At 61.7% G+C, this 14,129-nt stretch carries 24 protein-coding genes; 9 read left to right on the forward strand and 15 right to left on the reverse strand.

Features of this window, described 5'->3' with window-relative positions; translation table 11 throughout:
• Nucleotides 1-8 precede the first annotated feature (8 nt).
• Nucleotides 9-1,226: a hypothetical protein gene (locus IVB27_RS32880; RefSeq protein WP_247446939.1), complete on the forward strand. Its 1,218-nt coding sequence runs from the start codon at nucleotides 9-11 to the stop codon at nucleotides 1,224-1,226.
• Nucleotides 1,227-1,503: 277 nt separating this feature from the next.
• Here the strand turns inward: IVB27_RS32880 and IVB27_RS32885 are convergent, their stop codons facing one another.
• The 14 genes from IVB27_RS32885 to IVB27_RS32950 all read right to left on the reverse strand — a co-directional run bounded on the left by IVB27_RS32885 (nucleotide 1,504) and on the right by IVB27_RS32950 (nucleotide 5,854).
• Nucleotides 1,504-1,767 (reverse strand): hypothetical protein, encoded by a 264-nt coding sequence (locus IVB27_RS32885; RefSeq protein ID WP_247446940.1) that lies wholly within the window; start codon nucleotides 1,765-1,767, stop codon nucleotides 1,504-1,506.
• A 29-nt stretch (nucleotides 1,768-1,796) separates the two neighbouring features.
• The gene (locus IVB27_RS32890) at nucleotides 1,797-2,090 is read right to left on the reverse strand and encodes a hypothetical protein (protein ID WP_247446941.1); all 294 of its coding nucleotides are present in this window, start codon (nucleotides 2,088-2,090) and stop codon (nucleotides 1,797-1,799) included.
• Nucleotides 2,091-2,106: 16 nt separating this feature from the next.
• On the reverse strand, nucleotides 2,107-2,307 hold the full coding sequence (locus IVB27_RS32895; RefSeq protein WP_247446942.1) for a hypothetical protein: 201 nt from the start codon (nucleotides 2,305-2,307) through the stop codon (nucleotides 2,107-2,109).
• Nucleotides 2,308-2,320: 13 nt separating this feature from the next.
• Nucleotides 2,321-2,920 carry a J domain-containing protein gene (locus tag IVB27_RS32900; RefSeq protein ID WP_247446943.1) on the reverse strand — a complete coding sequence of 200 codons (600 nt, stop codon included), beginning with the start codon at nucleotides 2,918-2,920 and terminating at the stop codon, nucleotides 2,321-2,323.
• Nucleotides 2,921-2,951: 31 nt separating this feature from the next.
• Complete coding sequence (locus tag IVB27_RS32905) at nucleotides 2,952-3,170, reverse strand: hypothetical protein (RefSeq protein WP_247446944.1); 219 nt, start codon at nucleotides 3,168-3,170, stop codon at nucleotides 2,952-2,954.
• 205 nt (nucleotides 3,171-3,375) lie between these two features.
• The gene (locus IVB27_RS32910; protein WP_247446945.1) at nucleotides 3,376-3,729 is read right to left on the reverse strand and encodes a hypothetical protein; all 354 of its coding nucleotides are present in this window, start codon (nucleotides 3,727-3,729) and stop codon (nucleotides 3,376-3,378) included.
• Between the two features lie 24 nt (nucleotides 3,730-3,753).
• Nucleotides 3,754-4,014 (reverse strand): hypothetical protein, encoded by a 261-nt coding sequence (locus tag IVB27_RS32915; protein ID WP_247446946.1) that lies wholly within the window; start codon nucleotides 4,012-4,014, stop codon nucleotides 3,754-3,756.
• On the reverse strand, nucleotides 4,011-4,220 hold the full coding sequence (locus tag IVB27_RS32920; RefSeq protein WP_247446947.1) for a hypothetical protein: 210 nt from the start codon (nucleotides 4,218-4,220) through the stop codon (nucleotides 4,011-4,013). Before IVB27_RS32920 ends, IVB27_RS32915 begins: the two co-directional genes overlap by 4 nt.
• 16 nt (nucleotides 4,221-4,236) lie before the next feature.
• Nucleotides 4,237-4,461: a hypothetical protein gene (locus IVB27_RS32925; protein ID WP_247446948.1), complete on the reverse strand. Its 225-nt coding sequence runs from the start codon at nucleotides 4,459-4,461 to the stop codon at nucleotides 4,237-4,239.
• 16 nt (nucleotides 4,462-4,477) lie between these two features.
• The gene (locus tag IVB27_RS32930; protein WP_247446949.1) at nucleotides 4,478-4,639 is read right to left on the reverse strand and encodes a hypothetical protein; all 162 of its coding nucleotides are present in this window, start codon (nucleotides 4,637-4,639) and stop codon (nucleotides 4,478-4,480) included.
• Complete coding sequence (locus IVB27_RS32935) at nucleotides 4,639-4,803, reverse strand: hypothetical protein (protein ID WP_247446950.1); 165 nt, start codon at nucleotides 4,801-4,803, stop codon at nucleotides 4,639-4,641. The genes IVB27_RS32930 and IVB27_RS32935 overlap by 1 nt, the downstream gene beginning before the upstream one ends.
• 3 nt (nucleotides 4,804-4,806) lie before the next feature.
• Nucleotides 4,807-5,040, reverse strand: a complete 234-nt coding sequence (locus IVB27_RS32940; RefSeq protein WP_247446951.1) for a hypothetical protein — start codon at nucleotides 5,038-5,040, stop codon at nucleotides 4,807-4,809.
• Nucleotides 5,037-5,651, reverse strand: coding sequence for a hypothetical protein (locus IVB27_RS32945; protein ID WP_247446952.1), 615 nt, complete (start codon nucleotides 5,649-5,651; stop codon nucleotides 5,037-5,039). The genes IVB27_RS32940 and IVB27_RS32945 overlap by 4 nt, the downstream gene beginning before the upstream one ends.
• Entirely contained in the window at nucleotides 5,648-5,854 is a 207-nt protein-coding gene (locus IVB27_RS32950; protein ID WP_247446953.1) for a hypothetical protein, read from the reverse strand. Before IVB27_RS32950 ends, IVB27_RS32945 begins: the two co-directional genes overlap by 4 nt.
• Nucleotides 5,855-5,951: 97 nt before the next feature.
• On the opposite strand from IVB27_RS32950, the gene IVB27_RS32955 reads away from it, so the two are divergent.
• The 3 genes from IVB27_RS32955 to IVB27_RS32965 all read left to right on the forward strand — a co-directional run bounded on the left by IVB27_RS32955 (nucleotide 5,952) and on the right by IVB27_RS32965 (nucleotide 8,196).
• The gene (locus tag IVB27_RS32955) at nucleotides 5,952-6,416 is read left to right on the forward strand and encodes a GIY-YIG nuclease family protein (protein ID WP_247446954.1); all 465 of its coding nucleotides are present in this window, start codon (nucleotides 5,952-5,954) and stop codon (nucleotides 6,414-6,416) included.
• Nucleotides 6,417-6,528: 112 nt separating this feature from the next.
• On the forward strand, nucleotides 6,529-7,173 hold the full coding sequence (locus IVB27_RS32960) for a DUF47 domain-containing protein (protein ID WP_247446955.1): 645 nt from the start codon (nucleotides 6,529-6,531) through the stop codon (nucleotides 7,171-7,173).
• 15 nt (nucleotides 7,174-7,188) lie between these two features.
• A complete protein-coding gene (locus tag IVB27_RS32965; RefSeq protein WP_247346195.1) occupies nucleotides 7,189-8,196 on the forward strand; it encodes an inorganic phosphate transporter in 1,008 nt (335 codons plus the stop codon).
• On the opposite strand, the gene sugE is transcribed toward IVB27_RS32965, so the two are convergent.
• On the reverse strand, nucleotides 8,189-8,503 hold the full coding sequence (sugE, locus tag IVB27_RS32970) for a quaternary ammonium compound efflux SMR transporter SugE (protein WP_247446956.1): 315 nt from the start codon (nucleotides 8,501-8,503) through the stop codon (nucleotides 8,189-8,191). The two genes, IVB27_RS32965 and sugE, sit on opposite strands and share 8 nt — an antisense overlap.
• Nucleotides 8,504-8,672: 169 nt before the next feature.
• On the opposite strand from sugE, the gene IVB27_RS32975 reads away from it, so the two are divergent.
• The 5 genes from IVB27_RS32975 (at nucleotide 8,673) to IVB27_RS32995 (ending at nucleotide 14,117) form a co-directional block, all read left to right on the forward strand.
• Nucleotides 8,673-10,292: a peptide chain release factor 3 gene (locus IVB27_RS32975; protein ID WP_247446957.1), complete on the forward strand. Its 1,620-nt coding sequence runs from the start codon at nucleotides 8,673-8,675 to the stop codon at nucleotides 10,290-10,292.
• Between the two features lie 101 nt (nucleotides 10,293-10,393).
• Nucleotides 10,394-10,972: a UCP034077 family protein gene (locus tag IVB27_RS32980; RefSeq protein ID WP_247446958.1), complete on the forward strand. Its 579-nt coding sequence runs from the start codon at nucleotides 10,394-10,396 to the stop codon at nucleotides 10,970-10,972.
• A 69-nt stretch (nucleotides 10,973-11,041) separates the two neighbouring features.
• Entirely contained in the window at nucleotides 11,042-11,626 is a 585-nt protein-coding gene (locus IVB27_RS32985) for an NnrU family protein (protein WP_247446959.1), read from the forward strand.
• 73 nt (nucleotides 11,627-11,699) lie between these two features.
• A complete protein-coding gene (locus IVB27_RS32990) occupies nucleotides 11,700-13,292 on the forward strand; it encodes a class I adenylate-forming enzyme family protein (RefSeq protein ID WP_247446960.1) in 1,593 nt (530 codons plus the stop codon).
• A 171-nt stretch (nucleotides 13,293-13,463) separates the two neighbouring features.
• Nucleotides 13,464-14,117, forward strand: a complete 654-nt coding sequence (locus IVB27_RS32995; RefSeq protein ID WP_247446961.1) for a tetratricopeptide repeat protein — start codon at nucleotides 13,464-13,466, stop codon at nucleotides 14,115-14,117.
• Nucleotides 14,118-14,129: the final 12 nt, after the last annotated feature.

A 14,129-nucleotide genomic window follows, 5' to 3' on the forward strand; every position in this document is an offset into this window, starting at 1 on the left:
AATTTGGAATGCCTAGCTATGGCGGACTCGCACGCAACGAGCGGAATATTCTTGTCAGTGGGGGCACTCCCGTCGTCGTCCCGGCCGATTTTGTCGGCATGCACGCCAACGGACTCGTATGGGATTCGACGATAGCGGATTTCCTCTCCACATCTTTGCATCCCTATCCCCCATCAGGCCCGTCGCCAACTCCATCGATCGGCTACGGCGCCTTTCGTCTCCACGAGATCACCGCTCGCTGGGACTGGATTGAGACATCTGCCGGCGTCTACAATTGGTCCTACCTCGACCAGGCAATTACCCGCGAGAAGGCGCTCGGTCATACGGTCTCGTTCTGCCCGCATGACACGCCTCTGTTCTATCTCTCGGCCGGCAATCCGCTTCGCAGCACGTCGCATCCGAGCGCTGCCTATCCAGACAACACGTCGCCGAACGGGCTCACCGGCTGGTCAAATTTCATCACGGCCGTGTTCACCCGCTACAACACGCCCGACGGCGGCTGGTCGGGCTACGCCACTTATGGCCGTGGCATCGACGAGCTAGAATACTGGAATGAGCCGGGTTTCGTTAATCCGGGGCCGTACTACCAGAACAACGTCAACACGTTCGTTGACCTCTGCAAGGCGGCAAGCGATGCCGTTCTCGCGGTCGATCCAACGGTCAAGCGCCTGTCAGCGGGCTTTGTCTCGACTGCATCACTCAACTCGTTTCTTCCAGCGGTCGGCACGCTCAATCCTGGCGTCACCGGCAAGTCGCTCTGCGACGTGATCTGCATCCACTATTACGGGATCGCGCCACCCTGTCAGACGCTCGGCGTGTGGGGCACAGGCATCACCGCCGACATCCTGTCTGCGTTCAAGCAGGTTCGCAACTCGATGACCTCTAATGGCATCGGCAATCTTCCGCTGATGTGCTCCGAGACGGGGCTGGACGGTAGCTACCCGACCGCAGAGACGACGATCTTCGCTTCCATGACCACCCAGCAGCGCTACCAGTGGCTTGGCCGTTTGATGCTGATCGCAGCCTGCCTCGGGTATCAGCGCTGGATGGTCTACGGGTGGGACTTACCGTTTTTGAACTACCCGATGAACGATCTGAGCGGCACTGCCGCAGCCATCAACGACGTGCATGTGAACGTGGCGGGGAAGACGGTCAAGAGCGCCTATTACGACGTCGGCGGCGTGGTGACGTTGCAGTTTACGGATGGCAGCACGTTCGCGATCTAGCTCACTCGCTCAGGGGCAGCGCAAGTGTGGATCTGACTGCTCGTCCGGGATACGCAGCATTCGCCAATATTTCCGCTCATAGTCCGTATAGGCTTCGTCCTGCCGCATGGGCCGGAGCGTGTTCGATGCGACGTAGGCCTTCATTTCCTCAATCGGCGAGAGAGGCTTCGGCTCTGGCGGCAGGGGCTCGGTCTCAGACTCCCTAGACCAACGCCGCGCAAGCTCTTTCTGACTAAGGCTGCGTACCTTGCACCAACTATCAAGCCATGCTGTCCTGTCATCCATCAGTTTTCAGTGCCTCAAGTTCTGTAGCCAAATCCGCTGCTATTTGGATATACCTATCAAGGTCATGCTTTAACCGCTCTACCTCATCGCCCGCCAATAAATCGTTGGCCGCCAATGCGCCGGCGAGATGCCCCGCCGTCAAAATATCATTTTCAGTCGGGGCATCCTCTGAATCGGTGCGGAAGCGGGAAAGCCAAATCGCCATGATCTCCGTGGCGCGCTCGAATACATCAAAGTTGAATTCCGGCTTGCTCATTTCACTTCCCCGTTGATTGCCCATCTGCGTCAGTGCAGCCCCAAGTTCTTCATGTTCCTGCGACGCTGCTCGACCTTCATGTGGATGCTTTCCCGTTCGGCGCATTCCTGCACAAGATCCCTGTTCTCGTGGGATAGCCTCGCCAAGGCTTTGCCGTAGTCCATCAGGCGAGATACAGCGCAGCCACCCTCTGCCAGCCGACCATCGTCGCAACCGAGCCCGCCGGCCTCATGGGCCGCTATATACAGCGGGCAGAACTCAATGCGCGAGTGAGGACACTTCCTGTCCTCTTCCGGCCACGGGCTCGATAGCAAAGTTGTCATCGGGACTCCTCGCTTATCAGTTAGCCCGCGCCGCTTCGATCATGGCACGGTAGCGGATCTGATGTTTCTTCTGCACCGGCACCCAATCCGCTGTCGGCCGCTTGCCCGGCGACATAGAAGCGCACGCGGCCTTGATCATAGCCTTGGTCGCCTCTTGCGGCACCACAACGTAGCCGGCTGGTGCGATCTGCCGTGCAAGCCACAACCGAATGTTCATCGGGACTTCCTGCTCAGCAGTGGCTATGTAATTCGCGCTTCGCTTCGTCATAGGCGACGTTCAGCTCAGCCATCATCGTATCACTGCCGCCGGAATCGGGGTGACGGTTCTTCGCCTTCTCCCGATACAAATCCTTGATGTCGCCATGCCAGTCCGGCTTGACGCCGAACACCTCGCGCCAAGGCTTCTTCCAGTCCGGCGGAGCGATGGCAGCGAAGCCAGCAAAGGCCCGCTCCATCATCACAGAGCCGCCGTGGCGCTCTATCGATCGGATGGCGTCGATCGCCAGGATCAGCGAGCGGATGTTCTCCCATGGCGTCGTATAGACGTCACGGGCCATGCTGAGAGCCTTCCCCTTGAGGGTGAAGTAGACAGCCACGCCGGGATCGTCATAGCGCCGCTTGGTCTCGCTGGCGTAGGGGAGACCATCCTGCCGCAGTGGCACGTTCGAGGAAATGACCACGTTCCGCGCGCCCATCAGCCGCAGCTCGTTTTGCAGTTTGCCGATCTGATTGAAGCCCATGTTCTTGCCAAACCGGGAGCCGCCGCGTTTGTGCGGAGGAGTCCTCGGCCAGCCTTCGGGCCATTGCAGGGGGAATGCTTCAGCAGCCATTTGTCATCCTCAATGTTCGGTCAGGATCGCTCTAGTAGCCGCGCTTGCTATATAGCGCAGCTATCTCCCATCGGAGCCGTAGGTTGCTCCAGAGTTTCCACCAGGGCACGGCCGCCCATTCTGCCAGAATGCGGTCGCGTTCAGCGTCCCATTCGTCCTGACAAGCCTCGTAGGACTTGCCAGTGTTGGGATCAAAGCCGATCAGGCTGATGTTGACCAGATCGTACTCGCCCTTTCTGATCATCCTCATGCTCGCTCTCCATTCGACAATTCTGGTGTGCAGTTCGGGCAGGAGGTGCCCTTGCGATAGGACCAAGTGCAGCCGGGAGTCCGGCACTTGGTCCAGCAGTCGCAGCCACCTTCGTCAGTTCCACACACGGTACATTGCAGCTTCGCGCCTGCGCCGAATAGGATCTCTGCGAAGTCTTTAGCTGTCGCCATCTCTCTCGCCCTCGCTACTGATCATCTCGGATGAAGCCGGCGACGCAATCAACGTCGCTTGCGCCCATCGTCCGTCCGACAACCCATCCCTCGTCGGTCCTGGTGAAATCTCCCGGCCTGATATCGTACATGAACGAGACGCTACGGGCGCTCGCGGGGTCGAAGTCGGGCGGCATCGTGCCAATGCACCGGCCGTACTGGATCACGGGAACGCGCTCGGTCGGCATCTCAATGCCTTCGGCCTCCATCAGCCTCGTAAGCCCGTACCTCTCAACGGCGCGAGCGTCGAAGGTGACACGTCGCCCGTTGCCGATGTCATAGGTGACGGTGTGCCGAGCTTCGTCCATTGGGCTCTCAAGTCGCTTCATCGTCATTGTCCTTGCCTGAGCGGGTTAGTGGTTGGTCAGGTCGGGGACGATCTTGGCAGCCTTCGATGCCGTTCTCTCCGCCGACTTGACCACGGTTGACATCACGATCTGCATCGCGTTCGCAAAGTTGTCCGGGTCTTTTGCCAGTATAGTCGCCATCAGGCAGCCGAGTAGATTGGACACCTCGGCCGCCGCCTTCGCGGTAGCGTTAAGATCGCAGGCCAGCAGATTCGGATCATGCGCAAACAGGGCCTTTGACAAGACCATTCCTAGGCTATCACTCATCGGGGCTCTCCCTGTCTCAGTGCGAGTCTCACATCCTTGACGATCTCTAGCAGCACGTCCGAATGTATTGGCTCCCCCTTCAGGGAGGCATCCAGCAAAACCGAAGTCGCGCCGCGTTCAATGCGCTGCAAGGCTTGACAGGCAGCATCGGCGCGGGCTTTCCAGTACAGTACGTCCTCGAAAATTTCGTCTTCGGTTGTCCTCATGAAAGCTCTCCCTGCCTCAGTGCTTGGGCGAATTGCCATCGTGGGTGATCGTTCCGCTGATGTCGGCACTGTTGCTAAAGCCACCTGTCGCGCAGGTCGTCATATATCCAGGATCGCCACTCCACAGCTTGGGCCGAAAGCCGGCAGCGCGCTCGGCATTAATCCAATCCTCTTTCGAAACCTCCGACCATGTCGCACCCGGAATGGCATTGGCCTTCAGCCAGTATTTTTCTTCTCTCATCGGAGTTCTCCCTGCCTCACTGTGGACGACGGCGCACTTGGCGCAGTTCCTCTTCAATGCGCCAGATGATTTCCTTCTGAGGGTCGCCAGCCTTCACGGCGTCCAGGAGGAGCAACAGCCCGCCCTCGACCAGATCGAGCATCACGTCCCGTGGGTCTTTCGGTTGGTTCGCCTGCATCACTTGCCCCTGCACTGTGCGGATGTGTCGAATTCTTCGATGAAGGTCATGGCCTTCTCGCCCGAGTGAAGCTCTAACCCCAGAAGATCCTCCATCAGATCGACGGCCTTTCTGAGCTTGGACTCGGCCTCAAGCGCTCGCGCCCTCCATTCGTCATGATCCATCGCTCACTCCTCTGCCTTGCTGGCGCTGGTCTCCTTGCGCAGTTCGGCCAACCTCTGCATCTCGGCTCCAAGCGCACCGAGGAGGTGCGGGAGCTGATGCGGCCATTGCTCCGTGATCTTCTCCAGGTTCTCCGTCATCTCCAGCATGTTGAAGGCGGCGCGGCGGATCGCAGTATTGCCGGGCTCTTCCATCGCCAGCTTCTTCAGCTTGGATCGGGTCTCGGTGAAGCCGGTCATGGGCGGTTCCTAACCATTGAGATGAGCAGATCGCGGAATTCATCCGGCGTGCTGTTGCGGATTTTTGTTTTGTCCTTGCCGCCGACCATCGCCATCATTCCGATGCGGCGGGCTTTCGCGTAGCCGTGCTTTGCCAGCGCGGTAGGATGCAGGCGCTGTTCGCACTTGCCCCAGCGCAATTCAGGCAACGTGACTTTGTTGGCATAGAGCCATGTCGGCTTGCCAGAGAAGTGCCCGTAGTGGCCCTGGTAGACGCAACAGGTCCAGCCGCCCTCGAAGTCAGCGGCGATCCATCCACCCTCACGCGGCGGCGCATTCAGATTGAAGTGCGGCCAAGCGAGGCTATCACAGGGATGCTCCAGGACACCGCCCCAGCGGCGCACAGCGGCTAACGCAGCTTTGAAACAACCTTCATCCGCCCCAACTTCGAAGCGGGGAGAATTAGGGTGTGTACCACCCCTAGCGAACCGACCCCAACGCTGGCAGGGAGGGTGGGCGACGATCGGATGCGGGCCGGCGTACTGCCTAGCATCGCGGCCAATGTCCCACGTATCCACATGGGGAAGGCCGATATAGGTGCCATCGGCCTCGACGTAGAGAGCGGCAATCATGCAGCGATCCGGTTGTCGATCACGCGAAAGCCGGTTTCGTGAACGCACAGTTTGCCGCCATCGGCGAACTTGACGATATGCCAGCCATCCATCCGGGGGCCGCTGACCTTGGTCCAGCGCGCGATCGTCGCCATCTCGTTGCGCCCCTGAGGGTGGGAAACGAAAAACTCAATTCTGGTTCCGGTCTTGAGCGGCTGGGTCATGTCAATCTCCCGTTCCTGTTATTGCGTTTTATAAGCGTCCCCGGTTATAGTGTCAACAGATTTGCACAATAAAAGGGGACGGTAATTGAAAAAAGAAATGACCATCTATCTGCTCAGCACCGGGCGAAAGCTTAAGAAGATCGGCATCAGTTCGAAGACGGATGCCCGGCACCGTGCCATCCAGACCGCCAACGGCGGCGAAATTGCTTTGACGTATTCCAAGACCGTTCCGGCCGACATCGCCCCGGACGTCGAGAGGCGCGCCCACTGGCTCTTGCGGGAGTTCAAACGGCGCGGGGAGTGGTTCGCAGTGGGGGCGGGCGTCGCAATCGCGGCGATCGATCGGGCTATCCAGGAGCGCGGTGAGGGCGAGAAAGCCCGCTCTGGCGCGGGCCGACCCTCTCTGGGTGTGAAGGAGACTAAGGTCCGGCTGAACGATGACCAGCCGGATCGGATCGAGGCGTTGGTCGGCAAGAACCGGATGGCAGAGTTCATCCGCGAGGCCGTCGAGCGCGAGCTGAAGCGGCGGGAGAAGAGGGCCGTGAACAACAGCGGAACATAGTGCACCGATTTTGCACCACTTTCTGTGCATGTTCTCGACTCGTTCATGCTTTTCCGTGCACCTCGTTCGATTTCTGTCATATGAAAGAGCCTTGAAAATAAGGGGAATTTGCTTGCTAGGCTTGTTTCGCGCTTTCCTGCCCAAGGAAGAACGGTTCTTCGACCTGTTCGACCGCCACGCCCAGACCGTGATTCAGGGCTCGATCGCGCTCCAGGGCATGCTCAACGGGGGCGAGGAGACGCCGGTCTATTGCCAGCGCGTCAACCAGTTCGAGAACGACGCCGACAACATCACCCGCGAGGTGCTGACGGCGGTGCGCCGCACCTTCATCACCCCGTTCGACCGCGGCGACATCAAGAACCTGATCACCTCGATGGACGACGCCATCGACCAGATGCAGCAGACCGCCAAGGCCGTGATGCTGTTCGAGGTTCGCATCTTCGAGCCGCCGATGCGCGAGATCGGCGTGCTCTTGGTGGAATGCGCCAATCTGGTCGGTCGCGCGTTGCCGCTGATGCAGGCGATCGGTCAGAACGTGGCCATGCTGACTGCGATCACGGAAGAATTGACCAAGCTCGAGGGGCGCGTCGACGACCTCCAGGATATCGGGCTGAAGGAACTATTCCTCAAGCATCGCGACGGCAACGCGATGGATTTCATCGTCGGCGCGGAGATCTACGACCATCTCGAGAAAGTCGCCGACCGCTTCGACGACGTCGCGAACGAGATCAACAGCATCGTCATCGAGCAAGTTTAGGGCAGGGGCTGCGCCGTGGATGTTGCGTTGGGTCTTCCCGTCCTGGTCGGACTGATCGCCGTCGCGCTGCTGTTCGACTTCCTGAACGGCCTGCACGACGCCGCCAATTCGATCGCGACCATCGTCTCGACCCGCGTGCTGCGGCCGCAATTCGCGGTGTTCTGGGCCGCGTTCTTCAATTTCGTCGCCTTCATGGTGTTCGGGCTGCACGTCGCCCAGACCATCGGCACCGGCATCATCGATCCCGCGATCGTGGATGCTCAGGTGATCTTCGCGGCGCTGGTCGGCGCCATCGTCTGGAACCTCGTGACATGGGCGCTCGGCATCCCATCGTCTTCGTCCCACGCATTGATCGGCGGTCTATTTGGTGCCGGCGTGGCCAAAGCCGGCCTTTCGGCGGCGGTCTGGAGCGGATTGTCCAAGACGGTGATCGCGATCGTGCTGTCTCCGCTCGTCGGCTTCCTGCTCGCGATGGTACTGGTTGCGATCGTCTCCTGGGCCTCGGTGCGCTCCACCCCCTTTGCCGTCGATCGCGCCTTCCGCATCCTGCAGTTCGCCTCTGCTTCGCTCTATTCGCTCGGCCATGGTGGCAATGACGCGCAGAAGACCATGGGCATCATCGCCGTGCTGCTCTATTCGCAGGGCCAACTCGGCGGCGAATTCTTCGTACCCTTCTGGGTGGTGCTCTCCTGCCAGGCGGCCATGGCAATGGGCACGCTGATGGGTGGTTGGCGCATTGTCCGCACGATGGGATTGCGGATTACAAAACTGACCCCGATGCAGGGCTTTTGCGCCGAGACCGGCGGTGCCGCGACCCTGTTCATGGCGACCTTTCTCGGTGTTCCCGTCTCGACCACCCACACCATCACCGGCGCGATCGTCGGCGTCGGCGCCGCCCGCCGCCTCTCGGCGGTGCGCTGGAATGTCGCCAGCTCGATCGTCTATGCCTGGGTCATCACGATGCCGGCCTCCGCCATCGTCGCCGCGCTGACCTGGTGGGCAGTACAGATCTTCATCAGGTAACGAGCTTCAGCCCGACAATCCCGGCGACGATCAATCCGATGCTGGCGAGGCGGAACGCGGTGGCCGGCTCGCCGAACAGGATGATGCCGAGCGTCGCGGTGCCGACCGCGCCGATGCCGGTCCAGACTGCATAAGCGGTTCCAATCGGCAGCGATTTGAGGGCAAGCCCGAGCAGGATGATGCTGCCGGCCATGGCCCCGAGCGTGACGACAGACGGGACGAGCTTCGTAAATCCCTCGGTGTATTTGAGGCCGATCGCCCAGGCGATCTCCAGGAGGCCGGCGACGAACAGGATGCTCCAGGCCATGGCGACCCTCCCTTCGAGGCAGGGTCGTCCCCGCGACTGGCGTGCTGATGGGCGGGAAGGCCGTCCTTCCCAAGCCCTGATCCAAGCCCGATATGGGGCTGGCCGGAAGGCACTGCAATCACCAAATGAGGCTTGATAAGGCTCATTTTCCCTGCCAAACGCTGCCGCAATGTCCGACATCGCCACCACAGCCGAATCGCCGGCCCGTTCCCCGCTTGCCGCTGAAGTGTCGCGGCGGCGGACCTTTGCGATCATTTCGCATCCGGACGCCGGCAAGACCACGCTGACCGAAAAGCTGCTGCTGTTCGGCGGCGCCATCAATCTGGCCGGCCAGGTCAAGGCCAAGGGCGAGCGGCGCAACACGCGTTCGGACTGGATGAAGATCGAGCGCGAGCGCGGCATCTCGGTCGTGACCTCGGTCATGACCTTCGAGTTCGAGGGCCTCGTGTTCAATCTGCTGGACACGCCGGGCCACGAGGACTTTTCGGAAGACACCTATCGCACGCTCACGGCTGTCGATTCCGCCGTCATGGTGATCGACGCGGCCAAGGGCATCGAGGCGCGCACCCGAAAGCTGTTCGAGGTGTGCCGTCTTCGGGACATCCCGATCATCACCTTCATCAATAAGATGGACCGCGAGAGCCGCGATGTCTTCGAGCTCCTCGACGAGATCGAGAAGACGCTGGCCCTCGACACCACGCCGATGACCTGGCCGGTCGGCCGCGGTCGCGAGTTCCTCGGTACCTACGACGTCGTCAATGGCGGCGTGCGCCTGCTCGAAGGCGGCGGCGCCAAGACCGGCGCGGCGCAGCAGATCGAGATCGCCGAGCTTGCCAAGCTCAATGCCAATCTCGATGTGTCAGCGGTCAAGGACGAGCTCGAGCTCGTCACCGCGGCGTCAAAACCGTTCGAGCTCGAAGCGTTTCGCGAGGGCCATCTGACGCCGGTCTATTTCGGCAGTGCGCTGCGCAATTTCGGTGTCGGCGACCTGCTGCAAGGCCTCGGCAAGTTCGCGCCCGAGCCGCGCGCGCAGGAGAGCGACCAACGCAGGGTCGAAGCCACCGATCCGCGCATGAGCGCCTTCGTGTTCAAGATCCAGGCCAACATGGATCCGAATCACCGCGACCGCATCGCCTTTGCGCGTCTGTGCTCCGGCAAGCTCAGCCGCGGCATGAAGGCGAAGCTCGTGCGCACCGGCAAGAGCATGCCGCTGTCGAGCCCGCAATTCTTCTTCGCGCAGGACCGTTCGGTTGCGGACGAGGCTTATGCCGGCGACGTCGTCGGCATTCCCAATCATGGCACGCTGCGCATCGGCGACACGCTGACCGACGGTGAGGATTTCAACTTCGTCGGCGTGCCGAGCTTTGCGCCGGAAATCGTCCGCCGCGTGCGTCTTACGGATGCGATGAAGGCGAAGAAGCTGAAGGAAGCGCTTCAGCAGATGTCGGAAGAGGGCGTGGTGCAGGTGTTCCGCCCGCGCGACGGCGCACCCGCGTTAGTTGGCGTCGTCGGTGCGCTCCAGCTCGACGTGCTGAAGGCGCGGCTGGATGCGGAATATTCGCTGCCGGTCGAGTTCGAGGTGAGCGAGTTCCAGCTTGCGCGCTGGGTCTCCTCGGATGACCGCAAGAAGCTCGACACCTTCATCGCCGCCAACACATCCAGCATCGCCGACGATGTCGATGGCGATCCCGTGTATCTGGCGAGGAACGAGTTCTACCTCGGCTACACCCGGGAACGGGCCGAAGGCATTGAGTTCACCAACGTCAAGGACGTCAAGAAGAAGGGCTAGGGTGCGCGCAAACGGGTCGCGCGCGAGCACGTGAATGCGCGGGACTTGACGTGTGCACTGACGATGCCACCTTTCTCCATGTGGCACTGTGAGCTCGCATGATGTGGCGCGGCATCCTTGTTTTCCTCCTGCCGGCGATCTCGACGATCGCCGCGGACGCGCGGCCCCGGCAAATCAACCCCATACCGTTTTCGCACGAGCCATGCAGCGTGCTCGACGGCAGGCCCTGCACGCCGTCCTATTGCAGCCCGCTCGAGCCTGGTCCCTGTATTCCCGAGATCGATTATCCCTACGGACAGAACCTCCAACTCACGATCCAAAGCGTACCGGCGGAGGCCGATCGCGCCAAATACCAAAAGCCCGATCACGATCTCGACACGATCGGCGATCTCTTCGCCGAGCTGCGCACCTGCTGGTCGCCGCCATCGGACAATACGCGCGCGGGCATGCAGATGGCGGTGCGTTTCAGCTTCAACAAGGCGGGTGGACTGATCGGTCCGCCGCGCCTGACCTTTGCGACCTCGGGCGTTCCCGCCGAGATTAGAACCACCTACCTCAATGCGATCAAATCATCGTTGAACGCCTGCCTGCCGCTGAAATTCACGGGCGGTCTTGGCGGTGCCCTCGCCGGACGGCCGATCGCGATCCGGTATGTCGACAATCGCGAGATCGGCAAGTAGCGCATCAGTTGCGACCCGCCGTCAATCGATGATACGCCATGGGCTGGGGCACTGGTTGGGGAGAATCTCGTGGGTCTGCTGGTCATGATCCTGGGGCTTGCGCTGTTTTTCGCGGCCCATGTTTTCACGACGAAACGCGAGGCGCGCGCGCAGGCGATAGCGAGACTGGGCGAGGGGACCTACAAGATCCTTTACTCGCTTGTCTCGCTCGCGGGGCTCGCGCTGATCATCTGGGGCTTCGCCCACTACCGTGCGACCGGTTGGATCGACGTCTGGTATCCGCCGAAGGCACTGAAGCACATCACGCTCGCGCTGATGTTGCCCGCGGTCATCCTTGTGGTTGCGTCATATCTGCGCGGCCGCATCTATGCGACGCTGAAGCATCCGATGCTGGCCGGCATCAAGCTGTGGGCGGCGGCGCATCTGTTGGCCAATGGCGATCTCGGCTCCATCATCCTGTTCGGCTCCTTCCTGGGCTGGGCGGTGTACGATCGCATTACGCTGAAGCGTCGCACCGATGGTGGCGGCCCGCCGATTCCAGTGGGCGGCGTCACCAATGATCTGATCGCGGTCGCGGTCGGAATCGTCGCTTATCTGGCGCTGGCTTTTGCGTTCCATCCGGTCGTGATCGGTGTTCCCGTGATCGGCAGCTAGCCGATCAGCACAAGACAGGACCGGCATGCCCATGCGCGGAAGGTAACAAGAGCAACAAGCCAAGGGCATTCCGATGGACTGGTCGCAATCTCAGATCCCGCCGATGCGGTTCGAGGCGCGCTTCGGCGATCGGGTAGTGCCGGCATTTTGCGATCGGCCGTCGAGCCTGTGGGCGATGATTGCGGACGCCTGCGCCCGCAATGGCGACGGTGAAGCGCTGATCTCAGGCAATGTCCGGCTGAGCTGGGGGCAGGCCGCGGAGCAGGCCGCGCGGATCGCGGCCGGCTTTCGCAAGCTCGGACTGCAGCGTGGCGATCGTGTCGCGATCCTGCTCGGCAACCGCGTCGAATTTCCGCTGTTGCTGTTCGCTGCCGCTCATGAGGGGCTGGTCACGGTGCTGCTCGGCACGCGGCAGCAGAAGCCGGAAATCGCCTATGTGCTCGCCGACTGCGGCGCCAAGATCCTGATCCACGAGGCGGCACTTGCGGAGCGGCTGCCGGATGCGCGGGATGTGCCTGATGTGATCCACCGCATCGCGGTCGACAACGATCCGGCTCTGTCGCATTTCGCGGCGCTCGCCGACAACGCGCCGGCCCCGGCGCCGGTCGAGACCAGCGAGGAGGACACCGCGATGATCCTCTACACCTCGGGCACGACAGGCAAGCCGAAGGGCGCGATGCTGGCCCATTGCAACATCGTCCATTCCTCGATGATCTTTGTGTCCTGCCTGCAATTGACGCAGGCGGACCGCTCGATCGCGGCGGTGCCGCTCGGCCACGTCACCGGCGTCGTCGCCAACATCACGACGATGATCTGCTGCGGCGGCGCGCTGATCATCATGCCGGAATTCAAAGCCGCCGAATACCTCAAGCTCGCCGCGCGCGAGCGCGTCACCTACACGGTGATGGTGCCGGCGATGTACAATCTCTGCCTGCTCCAGCCCGATTTCGACAGCTATGATCTCTCAAGCTGGCGCATCGGTGGTTTTGGCGGCGCACCGATGCCGGTTGCCACCATCGAGAAGCTCAAGGCGATAATTCCCGGGCTCGAGCTGACGAACTGCTACGGCGCGACCGAGACGACATCGCCGTCCACGATCATGCCTGGCGAGTTGACGGCAAGCCATATCGACAGCGTCGGCCTGCCGTGTCCGGGTGCGCGTATCCTGGCAATGGGGGCGGACGGGCATGAGCTGCCGCATGGCGAAATCGGCGAGCTCTGGATCCAGAGTGCCTCGGTCATCAAGGGCTATTGGAACAATCCGAAGGCCACGGCCGAAAGTTTTACCAGCGGGTTCTGGCATTCCGGCGATCTCGGCTCGGTCGACAACGAGGGATTTGTCCGGGTGTTCGACCGGCAGAAGGACATGATCAACCGCGGCGGTCTGAAGATCTATTCGGCCGAGGTCGAATCCGTGCTGGCCAGCCATCCCGCCGTGGTCGAAAGCGCGATCGTCGCCAAGACATGCCCCGTGCTGGGCGAACGCGTTCACGCGGTGGTGGTGACGCGTGCGCTGGTGGACAGCGAGGCCTTGCGCGCCTGGTGCGCGGAACGGCTGTCCGACTACAAGGTCCCCGAAACCATGGTGATCACCGCCGAGCCGTTGCCGCGCAATGCCAACGGCAAGGTGCTGAAGCGGCAGTTGCGGGAACTCTTGGGAACCTGAGGCCGGGCAGGTGGTTTCTCTCGGGCTGTCCCGGGTGGTTAACGCCTTGATCGGGCTCGCTTTGCCTTGCCACCGCCATATCGTTAGGCTACCTCGCCGCCACGTGGGGACCGGGATTCCTGACGCGAACGCTTTGGCGCGCGCACCCGGACGGGCATGGGATTATCATAAGTGTCTGAATTATTTGACGAAGTCGACGAGGAAGTACGTCGCGAACAGCTCAAGAAGCTGTGGGATAAGTATTCGATCTTCTTCATCGCTCTGATGGTGCTGATCGTTGCCGCCGTAGGTGGCTGGCGCGGTTACCAATATCTGGAGGCCCAGAAGGCCGCCGAGGCCGGTGCCGCCTTCGAGAAGGCCGCTGAGCTGTCCGAGCAGGACAAGCACGCGGAGGCCGAAGCGGCCTTCACCGAACTCGCCGCCAAGGCTCCGTCGGGCTATCGCACACTGGCGCGGCTGCGTGCGGCAGCCGAGACGGCGGCCCGCGATCCCAAGGCGGCCGCCAAGCTGTATGACGACATTGCCGCCGACCGCAGCGTGCGCGGTGAGTGGCAGGATCTGGCGAAGCTCCGCGCGGCCGGCCTCCTGCTCGACAGCGCCGGCTATGCCGACATGCAGCAGCGGCTGGAAGCCTCCGCCGCGCCCAAATCGACCTTCCGTCACAGTGCCCGCGAGATGCTGGCGCTGTCGGCCTGGCGCAACAACGACATGACTGCGGCCCGCAAATGGCTCGATGCGATCGCCGAGGACGGCGAAACGCCGCCCGGCCTGCGCTCACGCGCCGAGGCCCTTCAGGCCCTGCTGCCTCCCGTCGCCAAAAGCTGACGGCCCGAGAGC

Origin of the sequence: Bradyrhizobium sp. 197 (assembly GCF_023073375.1) — a bacterium.
Taxonomy (GTDB): domain Bacteria; phylum Pseudomonadota; class Alphaproteobacteria; order Rhizobiales; family Xanthobacteraceae; genus Bradyrhizobium.

Excerpts from the sequence above, each read along its gene's own strand:
- IVB27_RS32880 (WP_247446939.1), top strand. The coding sequence starts at position 9 with ATGCCTAGCTATGGCGGACTCGCACGCAACGAGCGGAATATTCTTGTC.
- IVB27_RS32910 (WP_247446945.1), bottom strand. The coding sequence starts at position 3,729 with ATGAAGCGACTTGAGAGCCCAATGGACGAAGCTCGGCACACCGTCACC.
- IVB27_RS32890 (WP_247446941.1), bottom strand. The coding sequence starts at position 2,090 with ATGACAACTTTGCTATCGAGCCCGTGGCCGGAAGAGGACAGGAAGTGT.
- IVB27_RS32950 (WP_247446953.1), bottom strand. The coding sequence starts at position 5,854 with ATGACCCAGCCGCTCAAGACCGGAACCAGAATTGAGTTTTTCGTTTCC.
- IVB27_RS32930 (WP_247446949.1), bottom strand. The coding sequence starts at position 4,639 with ATGCAGGCGAACCAACCGAAAGACCCACGGGACGTGATGCTCGATCTG.
- IVB27_RS32925 (WP_247446948.1), bottom strand. The coding sequence starts at position 4,461 with ATGAGAGAAGAAAAATACTGGCTGAAGGCCAATGCCATTCCGGGTGCG.
- IVB27_RS32895 (WP_247446942.1), bottom strand. The coding sequence starts at position 2,307 with ATGAACATTCGGTTGTGGCTTGCACGGCAGATCGCACCAGCCGGCTAC.
- IVB27_RS32920 (WP_247446947.1), bottom strand. The coding sequence starts at position 4,220 with ATGAGGACAACCGAAGACGAAATTTTCGAGGACGTACTGTACTGGAAA.
- IVB27_RS32975 (WP_247446957.1), top strand. The coding sequence starts at position 8,673 with ATGTCCGACATCGCCACCACAGCCGAATCGCCGGCCCGTTCCCCGCTT.
- IVB27_RS32990 (WP_247446960.1), top strand. The coding sequence starts at position 11,700 with ATGGACTGGTCGCAATCTCAGATCCCGCCGATGCGGTTCGAGGCGCGC.
- IVB27_RS32945 (WP_247446952.1), bottom strand. The coding sequence starts at position 5,651 with ATGATTGCCGCTCTCTACGTCGAGGCCGATGGCACCTATATCGGCCTT.
- sugE (WP_247446956.1), bottom strand. The coding sequence starts at position 8,503 with ATGGCCTGGAGCATCCTGTTCGTCGCCGGCCTCCTGGAGATCGCCTGG.
- IVB27_RS32915 (WP_247446946.1), bottom strand. The coding sequence starts at position 4,014 with ATGAGTGATAGCCTAGGAATGGTCTTGTCAAAGGCCCTGTTTGCGCAT.
- IVB27_RS32905 (WP_247446944.1), bottom strand. The coding sequence starts at position 3,170 with ATGAGGATGATCAGAAAGGGCGAGTACGATCTGGTCAACATCAGCCTG.
- IVB27_RS32885 (WP_247446940.1), bottom strand. The coding sequence starts at position 1,767 with ATGAGCAAGCCGGAATTCAACTTTGATGTATTCGAGCGCGCCACGGAG.
- IVB27_RS32900 (WP_247446943.1), bottom strand. The coding sequence starts at position 2,920 with ATGGCTGCTGAAGCATTCCCCCTGCAATGGCCCGAAGGCTGGCCGAGG.
- IVB27_RS32955 (WP_247446954.1), top strand. The coding sequence starts at position 5,952 with ATGACCATCTATCTGCTCAGCACCGGGCGAAAGCTTAAGAAGATCGGC.
- IVB27_RS32940 (WP_247446951.1), bottom strand. The coding sequence starts at position 5,040 with ATGACCGGCTTCACCGAGACCCGATCCAAGCTGAAGAAGCTGGCGATG.
- IVB27_RS32935 (WP_247446950.1), bottom strand. The coding sequence starts at position 4,803 with ATGGATCATGACGAATGGAGGGCGCGAGCGCTTGAGGCCGAGTCCAAG.
- IVB27_RS32980 (WP_247446958.1), top strand. The coding sequence starts at position 10,394 with ATGTGGCGCGGCATCCTTGTTTTCCTCCTGCCGGCGATCTCGACGATC.